The sequence below is a fragment of the Pseudomonas frederiksbergensis genome, from assembly GCF_003732705.1.
Classification (GTDB): domain Bacteria; phylum Pseudomonadota; class Gammaproteobacteria; order Pseudomonadales; family Pseudomonadaceae; genus Aquipseudomonas; species Aquipseudomonas frederiksbergensis_F.
This window is the reverse complement of the sequence record NZ_MOBR01000040.1, coordinates 356,844-373,330: the sequence shown is the minus strand read 5'-3', so window position 1 is coordinate 373,330 and position 16,487 is coordinate 356,844. Positions and strand designations below refer to the sequence as shown.

17 protein-coding genes and 1 tRNA gene are annotated in these 16,487 nt (G+C 59.2%); 14 read left to right on the top strand and 4 right to left on the bottom strand.

What is annotated here, in order from left to right; translation table 11 throughout:
• Window positions 1-25: 25 nt before the first annotated feature.
• The 8 genes from BK667_RS26965 to BK667_RS26930 all read left to right on the top strand — a co-directional run bounded on the left by BK667_RS26965 (window position 26) and on the right by BK667_RS26930 (window position 6,578).
• Window positions 26-556 carry a hypothetical protein gene (locus tag BK667_RS26965; protein WP_123510745.1) on the top strand — a complete coding sequence of 177 codons (531 nt, stop codon included), beginning with the start codon at window positions 26-28 and terminating at the stop codon, window positions 554-556.
• Between the two features lie 71 nt (window positions 557-627).
• Window positions 628-819 (top strand): PLDc N-terminal domain-containing protein, encoded by a 192-nt coding sequence (locus tag BK667_RS26960; protein WP_123510747.1) that lies wholly within the window; start codon window positions 628-630, stop codon window positions 817-819.
• Between the two features lie 240 nt (window positions 820-1,059).
• Window positions 1,060-1,935 carry a polyamine aminopropyltransferase gene (speE, locus tag BK667_RS26955; RefSeq protein ID WP_123512070.1) on the top strand — a complete coding sequence of 292 codons (876 nt, stop codon included), beginning with the start codon at window positions 1,060-1,062 and terminating at the stop codon, window positions 1,933-1,935.
• A gap of 265 nt (window positions 1,936-2,200) precedes the next feature.
• A complete protein-coding gene (locus BK667_RS26950) occupies window positions 2,201-2,434 on the top strand; it encodes a hypothetical protein (protein WP_123512937.1) in 234 nt (77 codons plus the stop codon).
• Window positions 2,435-2,648: 214 nt separating this feature from the next.
• Window positions 2,649-2,990: a ribonuclease E inhibitor RraB gene (locus BK667_RS26945; protein WP_054048564.1), complete on the top strand. Its 342-nt coding sequence runs from the start codon at window positions 2,649-2,651 to the stop codon at window positions 2,988-2,990.
• A 397-nt stretch (window positions 2,991-3,387) separates the two neighbouring features.
• Window positions 3,388-4,797, top strand: a complete 1,410-nt coding sequence (locus BK667_RS26940; protein ID WP_054048561.1) for a circularly permuted type 2 ATP-grasp protein — start codon at window positions 3,388-3,390, stop codon at window positions 4,795-4,797.
• Window positions 4,798-4,809: 12 nt separating this feature from the next.
• On the top strand, window positions 4,810-5,760 hold the full coding sequence (locus BK667_RS26935) for an alpha-E domain-containing protein (RefSeq protein WP_123403181.1): 951 nt from the start codon (window positions 4,810-4,812) through the stop codon (window positions 5,758-5,760).
• Window positions 5,757-6,578: a transglutaminase family protein gene (locus BK667_RS26930; protein WP_123599410.1), complete on the top strand. Its 822-nt coding sequence runs from the start codon at window positions 5,757-5,759 to the stop codon at window positions 6,576-6,578. The genes BK667_RS26935 and BK667_RS26930 overlap by 4 nt, the downstream gene beginning before the upstream one ends.
• A 131-nt stretch (window positions 6,579-6,709) precedes the next feature.
• On the opposite strand, the gene BK667_RS26925 is transcribed toward BK667_RS26930, so the two are convergent.
• Complete coding sequence (locus BK667_RS26925) at window positions 6,710-7,531, bottom strand: c-type cytochrome (protein WP_123599409.1); 822 nt, start codon at window positions 7,529-7,531, stop codon at window positions 6,710-6,712.
• A gap of 594 nt (window positions 7,532-8,125) precedes the next feature.
• On the opposite strand from BK667_RS26925, the gene BK667_RS26920 reads away from it, so the two are divergent.
• From BK667_RS26920 to BK667_RS26910, 3 genes are all read left to right on the top strand, one after another.
• Window positions 8,126-9,331: an acetyl-CoA C-acetyltransferase gene (locus BK667_RS26920; RefSeq protein ID WP_123599408.1), complete on the top strand. Its 1,206-nt coding sequence runs from the start codon at window positions 8,126-8,128 to the stop codon at window positions 9,329-9,331.
• A 27-nt stretch (window positions 9,332-9,358) separates the two neighbouring features.
• Window positions 9,359-11,503 (top strand): 3-hydroxyacyl-CoA dehydrogenase NAD-binding domain-containing protein, encoded by a 2,145-nt coding sequence (locus tag BK667_RS26915; RefSeq protein ID WP_123599407.1) that lies wholly within the window; start codon window positions 9,359-9,361, stop codon window positions 11,501-11,503.
• Between the two features lie 95 nt (window positions 11,504-11,598).
• A complete protein-coding gene (locus tag BK667_RS26910) occupies window positions 11,599-12,321 on the top strand; it encodes an amidotransferase (RefSeq protein WP_123512080.1) in 723 nt (240 codons plus the stop codon).
• Window positions 12,322-12,418: 97 nt separating this feature from the next.
• On the opposite strand, the gene BK667_RS26905 is transcribed toward BK667_RS26910, so the two are convergent.
• The 3 genes from BK667_RS26905 to BK667_RS26895 all read right to left on the bottom strand — a co-directional run bounded on the left by BK667_RS26905 (window position 12,419) and on the right by BK667_RS26895 (window position 15,141).
• The gene (locus tag BK667_RS26905) at window positions 12,419-13,390 is read right to left on the bottom strand and encodes a magnesium and cobalt transport protein CorA (protein WP_054048547.1); all 972 of its coding nucleotides are present in this window, start codon (window positions 13,388-13,390) and stop codon (window positions 12,419-12,421) included.
• Window positions 13,391-13,514: 124 nt separating this feature from the next.
• The gene (locus BK667_RS26900; protein ID WP_123599406.1) at window positions 13,515-14,237 is read right to left on the bottom strand and encodes a 1-acylglycerol-3-phosphate O-acyltransferase; all 723 of its coding nucleotides are present in this window, start codon (window positions 14,235-14,237) and stop codon (window positions 13,515-13,517) included.
• 214 nt (window positions 14,238-14,451) lie between these two features.
• Window positions 14,452-15,141, bottom strand: a complete 690-nt coding sequence (locus tag BK667_RS26895) for a crotonase/enoyl-CoA hydratase family protein (RefSeq protein WP_123599405.1) — start codon at window positions 15,139-15,141, stop codon at window positions 14,452-14,454.
• A 308-nt stretch (window positions 15,142-15,449) separates the two neighbouring features.
• Here BK667_RS26895 and BK667_RS26890 point away from each other — a divergent pair.
• From BK667_RS26890 to BK667_RS26880, 3 genes are all read left to right on the top strand, one after another.
• Window positions 15,450-15,539: transfer RNA gene (locus BK667_RS26890), tRNA-Ser, on the top strand.
• Between the two features lie 310 nt (window positions 15,540-15,849).
• Window positions 15,850-16,032 carry a hypothetical protein gene (locus BK667_RS26885; RefSeq protein ID WP_123512939.1) on the top strand — a complete coding sequence of 61 codons (183 nt, stop codon included), beginning with the start codon at window positions 15,850-15,852 and terminating at the stop codon, window positions 16,030-16,032.
• Between the two features lie 112 nt (window positions 16,033-16,144).
• Window positions 16,145-16,465 (top strand): YbjQ family protein, encoded by a 321-nt coding sequence (locus BK667_RS26880; protein WP_123599404.1) that lies wholly within the window; start codon window positions 16,145-16,147, stop codon window positions 16,463-16,465.
• Window positions 16,466-16,487 lie beyond the last annotated feature (22 nt).

The following is a 16,487-nucleotide window of genomic DNA, read 5'->3' as shown; positions in this document are numbered from 1 at the left end:
CTCCCTCGCTACAGGATCCATCCCCATGAAAACCGCACTCGTCGAACTCATCAGCAAAATCAGCTCCGGGTGCATGGGCGATGACGAAATCCTGAAGATCGCCGATGAAGCGACTCAGGCTTACGCCGATCCCGAGGCGTTTCTGACGGCCAATCCGGACATCAACTACGACGACACCTTCCCGATGCCGCTGGGCGAATGGGTGGTGGTGGGCAGTCTGCCGGAAACCGTGCTGTTCCAGGCCGACACCTACGTGGACCTGTTCGCCCAGATCGTTGCCTCGTTCGGTCCGGGCGTCGACTTCAACATCAAACCCAAGCAACTGGCCAAGACCGAAGCCTTGACCGCGCTCAACCGCATCCAGGTGCAGATGGGCAGCATGAACAAGGAAAACGGCGGCTACACGCTGATGAACTTCAGCCAGTTGCTCGACGACGAACTGCAAGTGGTGCTGGTCTACGGCAACGACGTACCCCGCGTACTCGAACTGTGCGCCCAGGTCGGCATCACCGCTGCGCCATCCCTGGAAGCCCTGAAAGTGGCAATCCACGTTTAATGCAATAAAACGGAACCCTCCCGAGGGCCGACTATCCTAAGACTGCATGCCACTATCTTGGGAGCGACACCATGGGTTCCAGTTTTAACGGTCTGGTTGGCCTGATCATTCTTGCCCTGGACATCTGGGCCATCATCAACGTGCTGAAAAGTGGCGCCGAAACCGGGATGAAAATCGTCTGGGTGCTGCTGATCCTGCTACTGCCGGTGCTGGGTCTGATCATCTGGGCCATCGCCGGTCCACGGGGCAACGTCAGAATCTGACCTTAGACCTGTAGGAGCGAGGCTTGCCCGCGAAGGCGTCGTGTCAATCAACATTGATATCGACTGACACTACGCCTTCGCGGGCAAGCCTCGCTCCTACAAGGGCACCTGCGCCAGAAGGTTCGACCTGTCATGTTCCGCAACGTAGAATGCGCGCCTTTCCCGGGCAATCGAGCCTTTCGATTGGCCATCATGGGCGGGTAACCGTCCGTTGCCGCCGCATTCATCGGAGCACTTCCCATGACCACCACCAAAACCAGCGAATACCTGGAAACCCTCTACGAAGGCTACGGCCAGCGTTTTCGCATGGAAAAACTGCTGCACGAAGTGCGCACCGAACACCAACACCTGGTGATCTTCGAAAACCCGCGCATGGGCCGGGTCATGGCGCTGGACGGTGTGATCCAGACCACCGAAGCCGACGAATTCATCTACCACGAAATGCTCACCCACGTGCCGATCCTCGCCCATGGCTCCGCCAAGCGCGTGCTGATCATCGGTGGTGGCGACGGCGGCATGCTGCGTGAAGTGGCCAAGCACGGTAGCGTCGAGCACATCACCATGGTCGAGATCGACGGCACCGTGGTCGACATGTGCAAAGAGTTCCTGCCGAACCACTCCAAGGGCGCCTACGACGATCCACGGCTGAACCTGGTGATCGACGACGGCATGCGTTTCGTTGCGACCACGACCGAGAAATTCGACGTGATCATTTCCGACTCCACCGACCCGATCGGGCCGGGCGAAGTGCTGTTCTCGGAAAACTTCTACCAGGCCTGCCACCGTTGCCTGAACGACGGCGGCATCCTGGTGACCCAGAACGGCACGCCGTTCATGCAACTGGGCGAAGTGCAGACCACCGCCGGCCGCCTGCGCAGCCTGTTTCCGGACTGGCACTTCTACCAGGCGGCCGTGCCGACCTACATCGGCGGCGCTATGACGTTTGCCTGGGGCGCGACCAATACCGCCTATCGCAAGTTGTCCCGCGAAACCCTGCAACAGCGCTTCGCCGGCAGCGGCATCATCACCCGCTACTACAACCCGGAAATCCACATCGGCGCGTTCGCCATGCCGCAATACGTGCTGAACGCGATCAACAAGCCAAGTAACGACTGAAACCGACGCACCCCTGAACAACGCATAACCCCGACGCGTAATCCCTGAATAACGCGTAACCCCTGTAGGAGCGAAGCTTGCTCGCGATAGCGGTGTACCAGTCGACATATGTTTTGACTGATGCACCGCTATCGCGAGCAAGCTTTGCTCCTACAGGGGTTTTGTGTTTTTTCTTGAGACAGCGCCCAATTCGTTTGAACGATCACTCAGGCCAAAAGTCCAGATGGTTGTAAGCCCATTTGCGGGTTTGATCGAGGAGGCACTGATGCAAAAGTGGAAAATCACTTTCGTGGATGATCACGGCGAAACGCTCGATGAAGTCTTTGAGTGCGACGAGTGCCCGGATAACGAGCATGCTGCCAAACTCATCAAGGCCCGGCTTCTGCCTGTCGCTGCCGAACTGGATCTGAACGATCTGGAAGGGCGAACCAGCGACGCCAGCGTTAAAAGTCTCAAGACCCAGAACAGCATTACAATCCTCGGCATTACTCCTGTCTGAACCTCACCTGTCTCTTTCACAACCAGACCTTGGCAGCGGCTCCGAGATGGGGCTACTCTGCAAGCGAGATCAGCGAACGGATCGCTAAGGTCTGGTCTTGTCAGCTACATGCTTAAATCCCGGCGGCAACCTGGTTGCCGTATCGCCTCCACCAATCGGCTGCGGGCCTCGGGAGTACGGAAAGTCTATCCATATGGTTTTAGGAGGACGATTCATGAGCACAGCCTATCAAGAAGACATCAGTACCAGCGTACTGCGCCGCATGAAGGAAGGCGGTTTCGACTTTTCACGATTTCATCCCATCGAGTTCTACGCAATTTTCCCGGACGAGGAGCGGGCACGCAGGGCGGCAGGTCATTTCTGTGGTGAATCCTTGAATGCCCAGATCAGCGTGCGCGACGACGGCGCGTGGCATCTGGAACTGAGCAAAGTGATGTACGCCACCTACGATGGCATCGGCGACTTTGAGCAGGACTTCGAGGCCGTGGTCGAACCTCTGGGCGGGATCATCGAAGGATGGGGCGTCAAACAGGAGGTACGAGGGCTACTCGCATAACATTATGAACAGCGACAACACACAGTAACGGCTGACCTTCGGGTTGGCCGTTTTCGTTTGTGGATGCCTGAAACCCTGTTGGCAAAACGCTGAAACAAGAATCCTGGGCAAAAAAAAGCCGCCTAATCAGGCGGCCAAAGGGAAGTTCGAGAGGTTTTGCAACGAATGCGCGAATTATCCGCATCGACGCCCGGGCAGCGAAATCAACTCTGACTATGCTGGTGATAGGCGACAACATTGCTTCGCAATGAAGCGGGGGCGATCGGGTTGGGGCGTTTGCCGCACAGGAATGGTGCGGTGCTTTTGGGGCGATTATCCAACTGATTGAAATCAAAGCGTTTATGCCGATGGCACGGGCCTTGCGAAGCCTAGACGTCCGGGTGACAAGGAGTACGGCATGATCCGCACCTATTTTGATGAGATGTACGATGCCGGCGGCCTGGTCCGCCCGCATTATCGGGAGTTTGCCCGTTGGCTGGCCGAAACGCCTGACGAGCTTTTGGCACAACGGCGACGCGAGGCCGATCTGTTGTTTCATCGCGCCGGGATTACTTTCACGCTCTACGGTGATGAGCAGGGGACAGAGCGCCTGATTCCCTTCGACACCATTCCCCGCAGCATCCCCGCCAGCGAATGGCGGATCGTCGAACGTGGCTGCATCCAGCGGGTCAAGGCGTTGAACATGTTCCTCGCCGACCTCTATCACGAGCAGCGCATTATCAAGGCCGGCATCATCCCGGCCGAGCAAGTGCTGGCCAACGAGCAGTACCAGTTGGCGATGCAAGGGCTGGATCTGCACCGGGATATCTATTCCCACATCTCCGGGGTCGATCTGGTGCGCGATGGTGACGGCACGTACTACGTGCTCGAAGACAACCTGCGCACCCCGAGCGGCGTGAGCTACATGCTCGAAGACCGCAAGATGATGATGCGTTTGTTCCCCGAATTGTTCGCGGCGCAACGCATTGCCCCCATCGACCATTATCCGAACCTGTTGCTCGACACCCTGAAAAGCTCCAGCCCGATCGATAACCCGAGCGTGGTGGTGCTGACCCCGGGGCGTTTCAACAGCGCGTTTTTCGAGCACGCCTTTCTGGCGCGGGAAATGGGCGTGGAACTGGTGGAAGGCGCGGACCTGTTCGTGCGCGATGACAAGGTGTTCATGCGCACCACGGACGGGCCGAAAGCCGTCGACGTGATCTACCGTCGCCTCGACGACGCGTTCCTCGATCCGCTGGCGTTCAACCCGGATTCGATGCTCGGCGTGCCAGGGCTGCTGTCGTCCTATCGCTCCGGCAACGTGGTGCTGGCGAATGCCATCGGCACCGGGGTGGCGGACGACAAGTCGGTGTATCCGTTCGTGACCGACATGATTCGTTTCTATCTGGATGAAGAGCCGATCCTGAAGAACGTGCCGACCTTCCAGTGTCGCAACCCTTCTGAACTGTCCCACGTGCTGGCCAATCTCCCCGACCTGGTGGTCAAGGAAACCCAGGGCTCCGGCGGTTACGGAATGCTGGTGGGGCCGGCGGCGACGGCGGCGGAAATCGAGTCGTTCCGCGCGCGGATCAAAGCCAAGCCCCACGCGTACATCGCGCAACCGACGTTGTCCCTGTCGACCTGTCCGACCTTTGTCGAAAACGGCATCGCGCCACGCCACATCGACCTGCGTCCGTTTGTATTGTCTGGCCGCGAAACCCGGGTTGTGCCCGGCGGTTTGACCCGTGTTGCCCTGCGTGAAGGCTCCCTGGTGGTGAATTCCTCCCAGGGCGGCGGCACCAAGGACACCTGGGTGGTCGAGGATTGAAGGAAGCCTGCCATGTTAAGTAGAACTGCCTCGGATTTGTATTGGATGTCGCGTTACCTGGAGCGGGCGGAAAACCTCGCACGGATGCTCGACATCAGTTATTCGCTGTCGCTGATGCCGCAGGACGGTCGCGGTGACGGTCTGCACGAACTCGCCATGCCGCTGTTGATCACCGGCACCCTCGACGATTATCTGGAGCGCCATGGCGAGTTGCACGCCGAACGGCTGCTGCATTTCTTCGCCCTGGACGCCGAGAACCCGGCGAGCATCTACAGTTGCCTCGGTTCGGCGCGGGCCAGTGCCCATGCGGTACGTGGGCGAATCACCGCCGACATGTGGGAAAACATCAACGCCACCTGGCTGGAAATTCGCGGGATCGCCGAGCAGGGCTTGAGTCGCTATGGCATGAGCCGTTTTTGCGAGTGGATCAAGGAACGTTCCCACCTGTTTCGCGGCGCGTCCTACGGCACGATCATGCGTAACGATGCGTTCCGTTTCATTCGTCTGGGCACGTTTATCGAAAGGGCCGACAACACCCTGCGCCTGCTCGACGCCCGTTACGAAATGGCCGGCGATCAGGCCGAAGCGGTCAGCGATGGCACGGCGCACGCCTATTACCAGTGGAGTGCGTTGCTGCGAGCGTTGTCGTCGTTCGAGGCCTACACCGAGATCTACCGCGACGCACCCGGCGCCCGGCATGTCGCCGAATTGCTGCTGCTGCGCGCCGACGTTCCGCGTTCCTTGCGCGCCTGCACTGAAGAAATCGACCAGATTCTCGCCCAGTTGCCGGGGGCCAACGGCCGTCCCGCGCAACGCCTGGCGGCAGAAATGGACGCGCGCCTGCGCTACACCGGCATCACCGAAATTCTCGACGAAGGCCTGCACGCCTGGCTGACCGAGTTCATCCCGCTGGTGCGCCAGTTGGGCAACGCCATTCACAGTTCCTACCTGGAGGCTGCATGAGACTTTCCATTAGCCACGAGACCACCTATCACTACGAAGATCAGGTGCGGGCGAGCATCCAGTATTTGCGGCTGACCCCTCACGACAGCGAGCGCCAGCACGTACTCAGCTGGCAACTCGACCTGCCGCGCCTGGTGCGCGCGCAACTCGATCCGTTCGGCAACATCCTGCACGTGCTGACCATGGACGAACCCCACGAGGCGATCATCATTGGCGCCCGTGGCCAGGTCGATATCGATGAACTGCGCGAAGCCGAGCACGAGAGCCAGTCGGCGCTGCCGTTCCTGCGCTTCACCCGGCTGACCGAAGCCGACGAAGCCTTGCGTGCGTTCGCGGAAAAGGAATGCAAAAAACGCCGGGATCGCACGGCGCTGATCGACTTGATGCAAAGCCTGAATCAGTACATGACCTACACGCCGGGCTCCACCGAAGTCGACACCACGGCGGCCAAGGCCTTCGCCGGGCGTTCTGGCGTGTGCCAGGACCACACCCATGCGTTCCTCGCCTGCGCCCGCAGCCTGGGCATTCCGGCGCGTTATGTGTCGGGGTATTTGTACAGCGAGAACAGCGAACATCTGGCCAGTCACGCCTGGGCCGAAGCCTGGCTGGATGACGCGTGGTACAGCTTTGACGTGACTAACCAATTGGCGCGGCCGGAGCGCCATCTGAAACTGGCGGTCGGTCTGGATTATCTGGATGCCTGCCCGGTGCGTGGAATGCGCCGGGGCGGTGGGTGCGAGCAGATGCATGCGAAGGTGTTTGTGTCGCCGACGCCGGTGTTTGCGCCTGCGCCAGTGATCTCCGTACAGCAGCAGTAACCCTCACGCTGATCGTTCCCACGCTCTGCGTGGGAGCCCGGGACGCTCCGCGTCCCTAAAGCGGACGCAGAGCGTCCATTGAGGCATTCCCACGCAGAGCGTGGGAACGATCGGCTACAGGGGGATTGTGGTCAGGGCTTAACCTTACGCCCCGCCATATGCTTCAAATACCCCACCAGCAAATCCAGATCCCCCGCCGGCAACACCTGCTCGGAAAACGCCGGCATCTTCGCCTGCGGCCACTGGCGCAAACTCTGCGGATCCCGAATGTAGCGCTTGAGGAAGTCCGCGCCGAAGTACTCGGTGGGGTTGAAGGGGATATTCAGGTCCGGCCCGAACTGCGCATCCCCCGCGCCATTGAGTCGATGGCACGCCAGGCAATTCTTCTGGAACAAAGCAAAGCCCTGGTTCACCGGATCGTCCGTCTTCAACGCAGGATCGGGCAGCAGGGCAGGGAAGCGCGCGGCCACGGGTGCCATGCGCTTGATGCTCGCCACTTCGAACGGCCATTGCTCGGGGCTGATATTGCCGGCCTGGGGGTTGGTCCACACCAGATAAAACGGCCCGGCACTGGGCTTGCCCTCGGAGAGTGGCGGCCACGGTTTAGCCGGGTCTTCAATCGCCAGCCAGGCCTGCGCGCCTTTGGTATTGAGTAACGGTGCCGCCGCCAGTTCGGCGGCAAAACCGTCCAGCGCTACCGCTTGCAGGTGGTCGTCAGGCTTGATACCGGTCAGCAACGCGGCCAACGGCACGGCGCGATAACTCATGTCGCGTTTGTAGGAAACGTCGTTGCTGATGCTGATGGTCTGGACCTGAGGGTGCTGAAGCAATTCCTCGGTCTGCCAGGTGCGACTGCTCGCGCCCAGCTCCAGGTTCAGCTGTGCGGCATACAGGGGCGAGCCGACCAGCATGGCTGCCAATAGAAAAAGTGCTTTCAAGTGATCGCCGTCCATGTCGTGGAAGTGCCGTGAAGGTTGGCACACCCACGCTGGCCCGGGTAGCGAGCCAGTCACATTTTTATGAGGCGATAGCAAATCCTGACGCTGTTTTTTTACCAGCGACTAGCCGATCACCTTGGTCAGGTTCGGCAAAATCAGCAACAGCGTAGTGGCGAATAGGATGAGTCCGGCTTGACGTACTTTCGAATGTTTGAACATGGCTGACCGCCTTTTTTGTTATTTCCTGATGCCTGCCTGCATATCTCCATGACGGCAAAGCGCTGAACTTCCTGTAAGACGAGTGCCTCGGCAAAACCCGACGACAACTTCGTACATCTTCACCTTAGAGCCCGCGTCACACTTGGTTTAGATCCATTTAGTATGGTTAAAGCGTTAAAAGCGCTTAAAAAGGCATGAGGCCTATTGCCAGCTTCTTCGACGCCCGTTTGCTAGACAGCTTCGTCACCTGAATCGGTTAATCCGATAGCTGACTACCGTCCGTCTGAGCGTGACCGTCAACGTCCGTGAGCATTGCGGTCATTGAATCCCTCGCAGCTCGGCTTAAGGTGAGAACTCAGCACTGACTCCCCGCACAGGTTCGAGGACCACATGACCGAAGCTCTGATTTTCGACGCGTTACGCACGCCCCGCGGCAAAGGCAAGGCCGATGGCGCGTTGCACAGCGTCAAACCGGTGAACCTGATGGCCGGGTTGCTGACGGCGTTGCAGCAGCGCACGTCTCTGGACACCAGCCAGGTCGATGACGTGGTGCTCGGCTGCGTCACGCCCATCGGCGACCAAGGCTCCGACATCGCCAAGACCGCGACGCAGGTCGCCGATTGGGACGTCAGCGTTTCCGGCCTGCAGATCAACCGCTTCTGCGCCTCGGGGCTGGAGGCGGTGAACCTCGGCGCGATGAAGGTCCGTTCCGGTTTCGAAGACCTGGTGGTGGTCGGTGGCGTCGAGTCGATGTCCCGCGTGCCGATGGGCAGCGACGGCGGCGCCTGGGCGCTGGATCCGGAAACCAACCTGCACAGCCACTTCACGCCCCAAGGCGTCGGCGCCGACCTGATCGCCACGATCGAGGGCTTCAGCCGTCAGGATGTCGATGCCTACGCGCTGCATTCCCAGCAAAAAGCCGCGCGGGCCCGGGCGGACGGCTCGTTCAACAAGTCCCTGGTGCCGGTGCAGGACCAGAACGGGATCTTCCTGCTCAATCACGATGAATTCATCCGCGCCGAATCGACGCTGGAAGGCTTGGGCAAGCTCAAGCCGAGCTTCGAAATGATGGGGCAAATGGGCTTCGATGCCACGGCACTGCGGGTCTACAGCCACGTAGAGCGGATTAACCACGTGCACACACCGGGAAACAGTTCCGGGATTGTCGACGGTGCGGCGCTGATGCTGATCGGCTCCGAGGCCAAGGGCCGGGCGCTGGGCTTGCAGCCGCGAGCGCGAATCGTCGCCACAGCGGTCACCAGTACCGACCCGACCATCATGCTCACCGGCCCGGCGCCGGCCACCCGCAAAGCCTTGGCCAAGGCCGGGCTGCGGGTTGAAGACATCGATCTGTTCGAGGTCAACGAAGCCTTCGCCTCGGTGGTGCTGAAATTCATCAAGGACATGGCCATCGACCCGGACAAGGTCAACGTCAACGGCGGCTCGATCGCCATGGGGCACCCGCTGGGCGCCACCGGTTGCGCGATCCTCGGCACCCTGCTCGATGAATTGGAAACCCGGCGCCTGCGCTACGGCCTCGCGACCCTGTGTGTCGGCGGCGGCATGGGCATTGCCACCATCATCGAACGCCTCTGAGCCCCCCGAATTCAAGGAAACGCCTTCATGACTGAAGCCATTCGTTACGAAAAAGGCCAGGACGGCATCGTTGTCCTGACCATCGACATGCCGGGCCAGAGCGCCAACACCATGAACGGGGTTTACCGCGAGGCCATGGCCGCCCGCGTCGCCCAATTAGTGGCCGAAAAGGACAGCATCGCCGGCGTCGTCATCACCTCGGCCAAGAAGACCTTCTTTGCCGGCGGCGATCTCAATGAGCTGATCAAGGTCGGCAAACCCGAAGCCAAAGCCTTCTACGACATGGTGCTGACGTTGAAAGGGCAACTGCGCACCCTGGAAACCCTCGGTAAACCGGTGGTCGCCGCGATCAACGGCGCGGCGCTGGGTGGCGGCTGGGAAATCTGCCTGGCCTGTCATCACCGCGTGGCGCTGGACAACCCGTCGGTGCAACTCGGCCTGCCGGAAGTCACCCTCGGCCTGTTGCCGGGCGGTGGCGGGGTGGTGCGCATGGTGCGGATGTTGGGTATCGAAAAAGCCTTGCCGTATCTGCTCGAAGGCAAAAAGGTCCGACCGCAACAGGCGTTGCAGGCTGGTTTGATCGATGAGCTGGCGGCGGATCACGATGAATTATTGGCCAAGGCCCGGGCGTGGATCCTTGCCAATCCGACCGCTGTGCAACGTTGGGACGTGAAGGGTTATCAGATTCCGGGCGGCACACCGTCAAACCCGAAAGTTGCGCAAATGCTGGCCATCGCACCGTCGATCCTGCGCACTAAAACCCAGGGCACGCTGCCGGCGCCGGAGAAAATCCTCTGTGCGGCGGTGGAAGGCGCGCAAGTGGATTTCGACACGGCGCACCTGATCGAAACCCGTTACTTCACTGAATTGACCACCGGCCAAGTGTCGAAAAACCTGATCGGTACGTTCTGGTTTCAGCTCAATGAGATCAATGCCGGTGGTTCACGGCCGAAGGGGTTTGCGCCTTATGTCACTCAGCGCGTGGGCGTGCTCGGTGCGGGGATGATGGGCGCGGGGATAGCCTTCGTCAGCGCCTCGGCGGGTATTGATGTGGTGTTGAAGGACATCAACCTCGCGGCGGCAGAGAAGGGCAAGGCGCATTCGGCAGCGCTGCTGGACAAAAAAGTTTCCCGTGGCCAGTTGAGCGCCGAGCAGCGAGACGCGGTGCTGGCGCGGATCAAAACCACGGAGAACGATGCCGACCTGGCCGGTTGCGACCTGATCATCGAAGCGGTGTTTGAAGATCGTGAACTGAAAGCCAAAGTCTCTGGCGCCGCGCAGAAAATCGTCGGCCCGGACACGGTAATCGCTTCCAACACCTCGACCTTGCCGATCAGTGGCCTGGCCACTGCCGTGCCGGATCAGACCAAGTTCATCGGTCTGCATTTCTTCAGCCCGGTGGAGAAAATGGCGTTGGTGGAAATCATCAAAGGCACGAACACCAGCGACGAAACCCTGGCCCGCGGTTTCGATTTCGTCCTGCAAATCAAGAAAACCCCGATCGTGGTCAACGACAGCCGCGGCTTTTTCACCTCTCGGGTGTTCGGCACCTTCACCAATGAAGGCATCGCCATGCTCGGCGAAGGCGTGAGTGCGCCGATGATCGAGACCGAAGCGCGTAAGGCCGGCATGCCCATCGGGCCTCTGGCGATCTCCGACGAAGTTTCCCTCAGCCTCATGAGCCACATCCGTCAGCAAACGGCCAAAGACCTACAGGCAGAAGGGAAGCCGCTGATAGAACACCCGGCGTTCGCCGTGATTGACTTGCTGCTCAACGAATACAAGCGTCCGGGCAAGGCTGCAGGGGGCGGTTTCTACGATTACCCGGCCGGTGGCCAGAAACATCTGTGGCCGGAGCTGAAAACCCGTTTCGAGAAGGCTGACGGGCAGATCTCGCCGAAGGATGTGCGCGATCGCCTGCTGTTCGTGCAAGCCATCGAAACCGTGCGCTGTGTGGAGGAGGGCGTGCTGACCTCGACGGCGGACGCCAACGTGGGCTCGATCTTCGGGATCGGCTTCGCAGCCTGGACCGGCGGCGCGTTGCAATTTATCAACCAATATGGCGTGAAAGACTTTGTTGCCCGCGCCCAATACCTGGCCGAACAGTATGGCGAACGCTTCGCCCCGCCCGCGCTGCTGTTGGAAAAAGCCGCTAAAGGGGAGGCGTTCTAAGGGACCGATGACGCATTCCGGGGCTTGCCTTGCTACCGTGTTTCAAGGCAGGCTCTGAGGTGTGCATTATTCCCATCACGTGTCAGGTATTTTTTATGTCGTTACGCATCTGCATTCTGGAAACCGACATCCTGCGTCCAGAACTGGTCGATCAATATCAGGGTTACGGGCAGATGTTCCAGCGTCTGTTTTCGCAGCAACCCATCGCTGCCGAGTTCACCGTCTACAATGTGATGCAGGGCGAATATCCCAGCGATGAACTGACGTTCGACGCGTACCTGATCACTGGCAGCAAAGCCGATTCATTCGGCACTGACCCATGGATCGAAACCCTCAGAACCTACCTGCTGAACCGCTACGAACGCGGCGACAAACTGCTGGGCGTGTGCTTCGGCCATCAACTACTGGCGTTGTTGCTGGGCGGCAAGAGCGAGCGTGCGACCCAGGGCTGGGGCGTGGGCATCCACAACTACAAACTCGCCGCCAAGGCCCCGTGGATGAACCCGGTACGGGAAGAACTGACGCTGCTGATCAGTCACCAGGATCAGGTGACCGCACTGCCGGAAAACGCCACGGTCATTGCCTCGAGCGATTTCTGCCCGTTCGCCGCCTACCACATCAACGATCAGGTGCTGTGCTTCCAGGGTCACCCGGAATTTATCCATGACTACTCACGGGCGCTGCTGGAGATTCGCCAGGAAGCGTTGGGCGAGCAGGTTTATTCCAAAGGTGTGGCGAGCCTGGAGCATGAGCATCACGGCACGACCGTTGCGGAGTGGATGATGCGGTTTGTGGCGCATAAGCCTCAGACGGTTTAAAGCCTAAAAGCTTCGCGGGCAAGCCTCGCTCCTACAGATCACGCTGACCTGTAGGCGCGAGGCTTGCCCGCGAATTTCACAGACGACGCGGTCCTGACTACAACCACCCCGACCTTTTGAAGCTCGCCCACAACCCCACACACCCCACAGCAATAAACCCGAGCACCGCGAAATACCCGTAATGCCAACTCAACTCCGGCATGTTCTGGAAGTTCATCCCGTAAATCCCGGCCACCGCCGTCGGGAACGCCAGAATCGCCGCCCACGCGGCAAACTTGCGCTGCACCACGCTTTGGCGTGACGCCTCCAGCAACACCCCGACTTCGATGGTCTGGCTGGCAATGTCCGCCAGGGTTGTCAGGTCTTCCATCTGCCGCGTCACGTGAATCTGCACATCACGGAAATACGGCCGCATATTCTTGTCGATGAACGGGAAGCTCAGCTTCTGCAGTTCCTCACCGATCTCCACCATCGGCGCGGCATAGCGGCGCAAGCGCAACACGTCTCGACGCAGGCTGTGGAGGTTCTGGATGTCTCGCTCATTCAGCGCGCTGCACAACACGTTGCGCTCCAGTTCATCGATTTCGGCGTGGATCGCTTCGCCCACCGGCTGGTAGTTTTCGATCACGAAATCGAGGATGGCATAGAGTACGAAATCTTCCCCGTGCTCCAACAACAACGGACGCGCCTCACAGCGTTGTCGGACATGGGCGTAGGACGCCGAGTGACCGTTGCGCGCGGTGATGATGTAACCCTTGCCGGCAAAGATGTGAGTCTCGATGAACTCCAGTTTGCCTTCATGGCGGATTGGCGAGTACGTGACGATAAACAGCGCGTCGCCAAAGGTTTCCAGCTTCGGGCGGCTGTGTTTTTCCAGGGCGTCTTCGATCGCCAGTTCGTGCAGGTTGAACTGGCGTTGCAGATTGGTCAGCTCCTGGGCGTTGGGCTCTTCGAGGCCGATCCAGACAAAGTGGCCGGTCTTGGCCGCCCAGGCTGCGCCTTCATCGAGGGTGATATTGGTGATTTTTTTACCGGCGCTGTAAACCGCAGCAGCAACAACTCTACCCATGATGTTGGTTCACTTCTTATTGGCAGTGGCAAGGCAAGGTCCAGCTTAGCCTTCTGCTTGTAGAGATTCAGTGAAATCTGCAGAGTTCAGGGCAAAAGAAAACCCGCACAGGGCGGGTTTGTTTTCAGGCGGCTTGCAGTTGCCGATCCATCGAAGCGATGCAGTCGCGCATTTGCTCGCGGCACTGGGCAATCAGCAAGGGCATGTCGTCCATGCTCAACCCGGCGGTAGGAATCGGCGGCAGCGAACGGATCAGAATTTTCCCACTGCGCCAGCGGTTCAATCGCATGTGTTTGACGTAACTGCTGACACACACCGGCACGATCGGCACCCCGGCGGCGATGGCCATCTGGAACGCGCCTTTCTTGAACGGCAGCAAGTCTTCACCGAGGTTGCGCGTGCCTTCCGGGAACACCCAGATCGAGGTGTCTTCGTGTTGCAAGGTGTGGGTGGTGGTCAGCATCGACTGGCGCGCCTTGTGCGCGTTGCCCCGGTCGATCAACACATTGCCCGCCAGCCAGAACAACTGACCGAACAGCGGCACCCACTTCAGGCTCTTCTTGCCAATGCACACGGTGCGGCGGGGCACCACGTTGCCGAACACAAACAGATCGTAGTTAGACTGATGGTTGGCGATGATCACGCAGCTGTTCGGTTTGTCCATCAATGGCCCGACCTCGGTCTTCACCCGCAGACGCAAAATACACATCGCTGGCCAGGCATACAGGCGTGCGCACAAGCGGCTGTTGTCCGGGTTGAACGGTCGGCACAGGCCCAGAATCACCCCCAGCACCCCGGCCAGAATAAAGTGCAGGCCCATCAATAACATACGAAACACAAACAGCATCTACAGGGCCCACCGGGACAAAAGGTGGCGCAGTGTACGGATGTGCACTGTTTTCGGCAATTGCCGCTATAGAGCTGGGAGATAGGCGATGTTTAAGCGCATGTTTCCGACTTGTAGGTCAGACGCGTCCTAGAGCGGTTGCATGCTTTTCAACGGTGCACGTACGAAAAAGCCCGACACGACGGTCGGGCTTTTCGTTGTGGCGGGCGTGAAATTAGCCCAAGTGTTCCTGATCCTGGATGATCGCGTTGTCCAGCGTCTCTAGCAGCGCCTTGCGCACTTTCAGCTTGGTGGCCTTGTGAGCGTTCATGTTGATCTTTTTCAACTGACGCGCCGCCGCCAGCGCCGCACCTTGCAGCTCCTCGGCCGACACCACGACATCGAGGAAACCGGCGGCGATCGCGCTCTGCGGGTTGAACATTTCGCCATTGATCACCGAACGATGCAGCGCCGAGTTGCTCAGGCGATCACGGGCCAGTTCGATTCCGGCGTGGTGCATGGTCATGCCGATCTGCACTTCGTTCAGGCCAATGCTGAACGGGCCATCGACACCAATGCGGTAATCCGCCGACAACAACAGGAATGCACCCTTGGCCACCGCATGCCCAGGGCACGCCACGATCACCGGGAACGGGTGCGACAACAGGCGACGAGCCAGGGTCGAACCCGCCGTCACCAGCGCCACTGCTTCTTTAGGACCCGCGGTCATCACCTTCAAGTCATAACCGCCGGACAGAATCCCCGGTTGACCGGTAATGATCACCACCGCACGATCAGTCACGGCCTGATCCAGCGCAGCATTAAACGCCGCAATCACGTCCGGGGAAATGGCATTTACCTTGCCATTGCTCAACGTCAGGGTCGCGATACCGTCTTCGAGGTGGTAGGAAATCAACTCACTCATGACGCTATTCCTTGTATGAAAGTTGGGGCAGACGTTACCCACCGCCGCAGGCCAGGTAAAGCGCCGTGACTGACCCATCGGTCATGCTTTCCCGGTCCGGCAAGCGTAGCCGGCCGCACTGGCCGTGCATTCCCCTCTATATAGAAGAGGGCGCTACGCCGGAGATTGGCAGGTTTGCCATAGGCCAGAACCCGCCGGAACGACTAAATCGCTAAGCGCATGAAAATTCTGAAAAAAATATTTGCCATCGGCAAAGCTTTCGACTACATTAGCGCGCCTCGACAGACAGAACTTGTTTGAAGAGATACGGTGAAGTGTCCGAGTGGCTTAAGGAGCACGCCTGGAAAGTGTGTATACAAGAAATTGTATCGAGAGTTCGAATCTCTCCTTCACCGCCAAATTCGATGTAACCAGAACCCCTGATTTCGAGAGAAGTCAGGGGTTTTGTGGTTTCTGGCGTCTGGATTTCGGATGGGGCGCTAAAGATGTTTCTGAAATTGGTGTAGGAAAAACGAAGGTGGTGTAGGACAGGGGGCTGGAAAGCCAGGTGGTAAGGGGCTTTCGTACGTTTAGCCTCTCAAATGAGCTCCCTTGCGCCGGGGCTTTTCGTTTCGCGTCTACTGGGTACAAAATGAATCAAAGGGCAATGCATAGGAATGCCCTTCTACCCGGACGGATGGACAGACGCACGTTATGCAGGAACTCACCATGGAACAGGCCGAACTGGAAAAGATTCACGTGGAAATCGTCAAGCTGATGGCGGAGCAGCGTAAGTTGAATGCTGAAGCAGGCAAAATGACCCGTGAGACTTTTTGGTATCCGGTGGCTGTTGCGACTGGGCTTATAGGCACGGTGTCGACCGTTACGGCGGTTTTGATCAAACTCCTCTGATCCTAAGTCCTGCGTTGCGTCTCTTCAACCTAGAAGCCCAGCCACTTGCTGGGTTTTTTTAACCATCCATTTACCTGACGCCTAAGTGTGTCTCGATGAAGAAGATAACCCCATGATCACCACCACAACCCACACCATCGAAGGCCGCCAAATCACCGCCTACCTGGACATCGTCAGCGCCGAGTCGGTGCAGGGCGTGAACGTGATCCGCGATGTGTTCGCCGGGATGAGGGATTTTTTTGGTGGGCGTTCGCAGACGTTGGAGCGGGCATTGAAGGAGGCGCGCATTCAGGCGACGGACGAGATCAAGGAGCGAGCCCGGGTGTTGCAGGCGGATGCGGTGGTAGGGCTCGATTTCGAGATCAGCATGCCAGCGGGCAAGGGTGGGATGGTGGTGGTGTTTGTGACCGGGACGGCGGTCAAGTTGCGATGAGACGGCCCGTGGCGGTCGGCGC

What these genes read in the sequence shown, in the direction of transcription:
- BK667_RS26965 (WP_123510745.1), top strand. Translation starts at nt 26, where the DNA reads ATGAAAACCGCACTCGTCGAACTCATCAGCAAAATCAGCTCCGGGTGC.
- BK667_RS26960 (WP_123510747.1), top strand. Translation starts at nt 628, where the DNA reads ATGGGTTCCAGTTTTAACGGTCTGGTTGGCCTGATCATTCTTGCCCTG.
- speE (WP_123512070.1), top strand. Translation starts at nt 1,060, where the DNA reads ATGACCACCACCAAAACCAGCGAATACCTGGAAACCCTCTACGAAGGC.
- BK667_RS26950 (WP_123512937.1), top strand. Translation starts at nt 2,201, where the DNA reads ATGCAAAAGTGGAAAATCACTTTCGTGGATGATCACGGCGAAACGCTC.
- BK667_RS26945 (WP_054048564.1), top strand. Translation starts at nt 2,649, where the DNA reads ATGAGCACAGCCTATCAAGAAGACATCAGTACCAGCGTACTGCGCCGC.
- BK667_RS26940 (WP_054048561.1), top strand. Translation starts at nt 3,388, where the DNA reads ATGATCCGCACCTATTTTGATGAGATGTACGATGCCGGCGGCCTGGTC.
- BK667_RS26935 (WP_123403181.1), top strand. Translation starts at nt 4,810, where the DNA reads ATGTTAAGTAGAACTGCCTCGGATTTGTATTGGATGTCGCGTTACCTG.
- BK667_RS26930 (WP_123599410.1), top strand. Translation starts at nt 5,757, where the DNA reads ATGAGACTTTCCATTAGCCACGAGACCACCTATCACTACGAAGATCAG.
- BK667_RS26925 (WP_123599409.1), bottom strand. Translation starts at nt 7,531, where the DNA reads ATGGACGGCGATCACTTGAAAGCACTTTTTCTATTGGCAGCCATGCTG.
- BK667_RS26920 (WP_123599408.1), top strand. Translation starts at nt 8,126, where the DNA reads ATGACCGAAGCTCTGATTTTCGACGCGTTACGCACGCCCCGCGGCAAA.
- BK667_RS26915 (WP_123599407.1), top strand. Translation starts at nt 9,359, where the DNA reads ATGACTGAAGCCATTCGTTACGAAAAAGGCCAGGACGGCATCGTTGTC.
- BK667_RS26910 (WP_123512080.1), top strand. Translation starts at nt 11,599, where the DNA reads ATGTCGTTACGCATCTGCATTCTGGAAACCGACATCCTGCGTCCAGAA.
- BK667_RS26905 (WP_054048547.1), bottom strand. Translation starts at nt 13,390, where the DNA reads ATGGGTAGAGTTGTTGCTGCTGCGGTTTACAGCGCCGGTAAAAAAATC.
- BK667_RS26900 (WP_123599406.1), bottom strand. Translation starts at nt 14,237, where the DNA reads ATGCTGTTTGTGTTTCGTATGTTATTGATGGGCCTGCACTTTATTCTG.
- BK667_RS26895 (WP_123599405.1), bottom strand. Translation starts at nt 15,141, where the DNA reads ATGAGTGAGTTGATTTCCTACCACCTCGAAGACGGTATCGCGACCCTG.
- BK667_RS26885 (WP_123512939.1), top strand. Translation starts at nt 15,850, where the DNA reads ATGGAACAGGCCGAACTGGAAAAGATTCACGTGGAAATCGTCAAGCTG.
- BK667_RS26880 (WP_123599404.1), top strand. Translation starts at nt 16,145, where the DNA reads ATGATCACCACCACAACCCACACCATCGAAGGCCGCCAAATCACCGCC.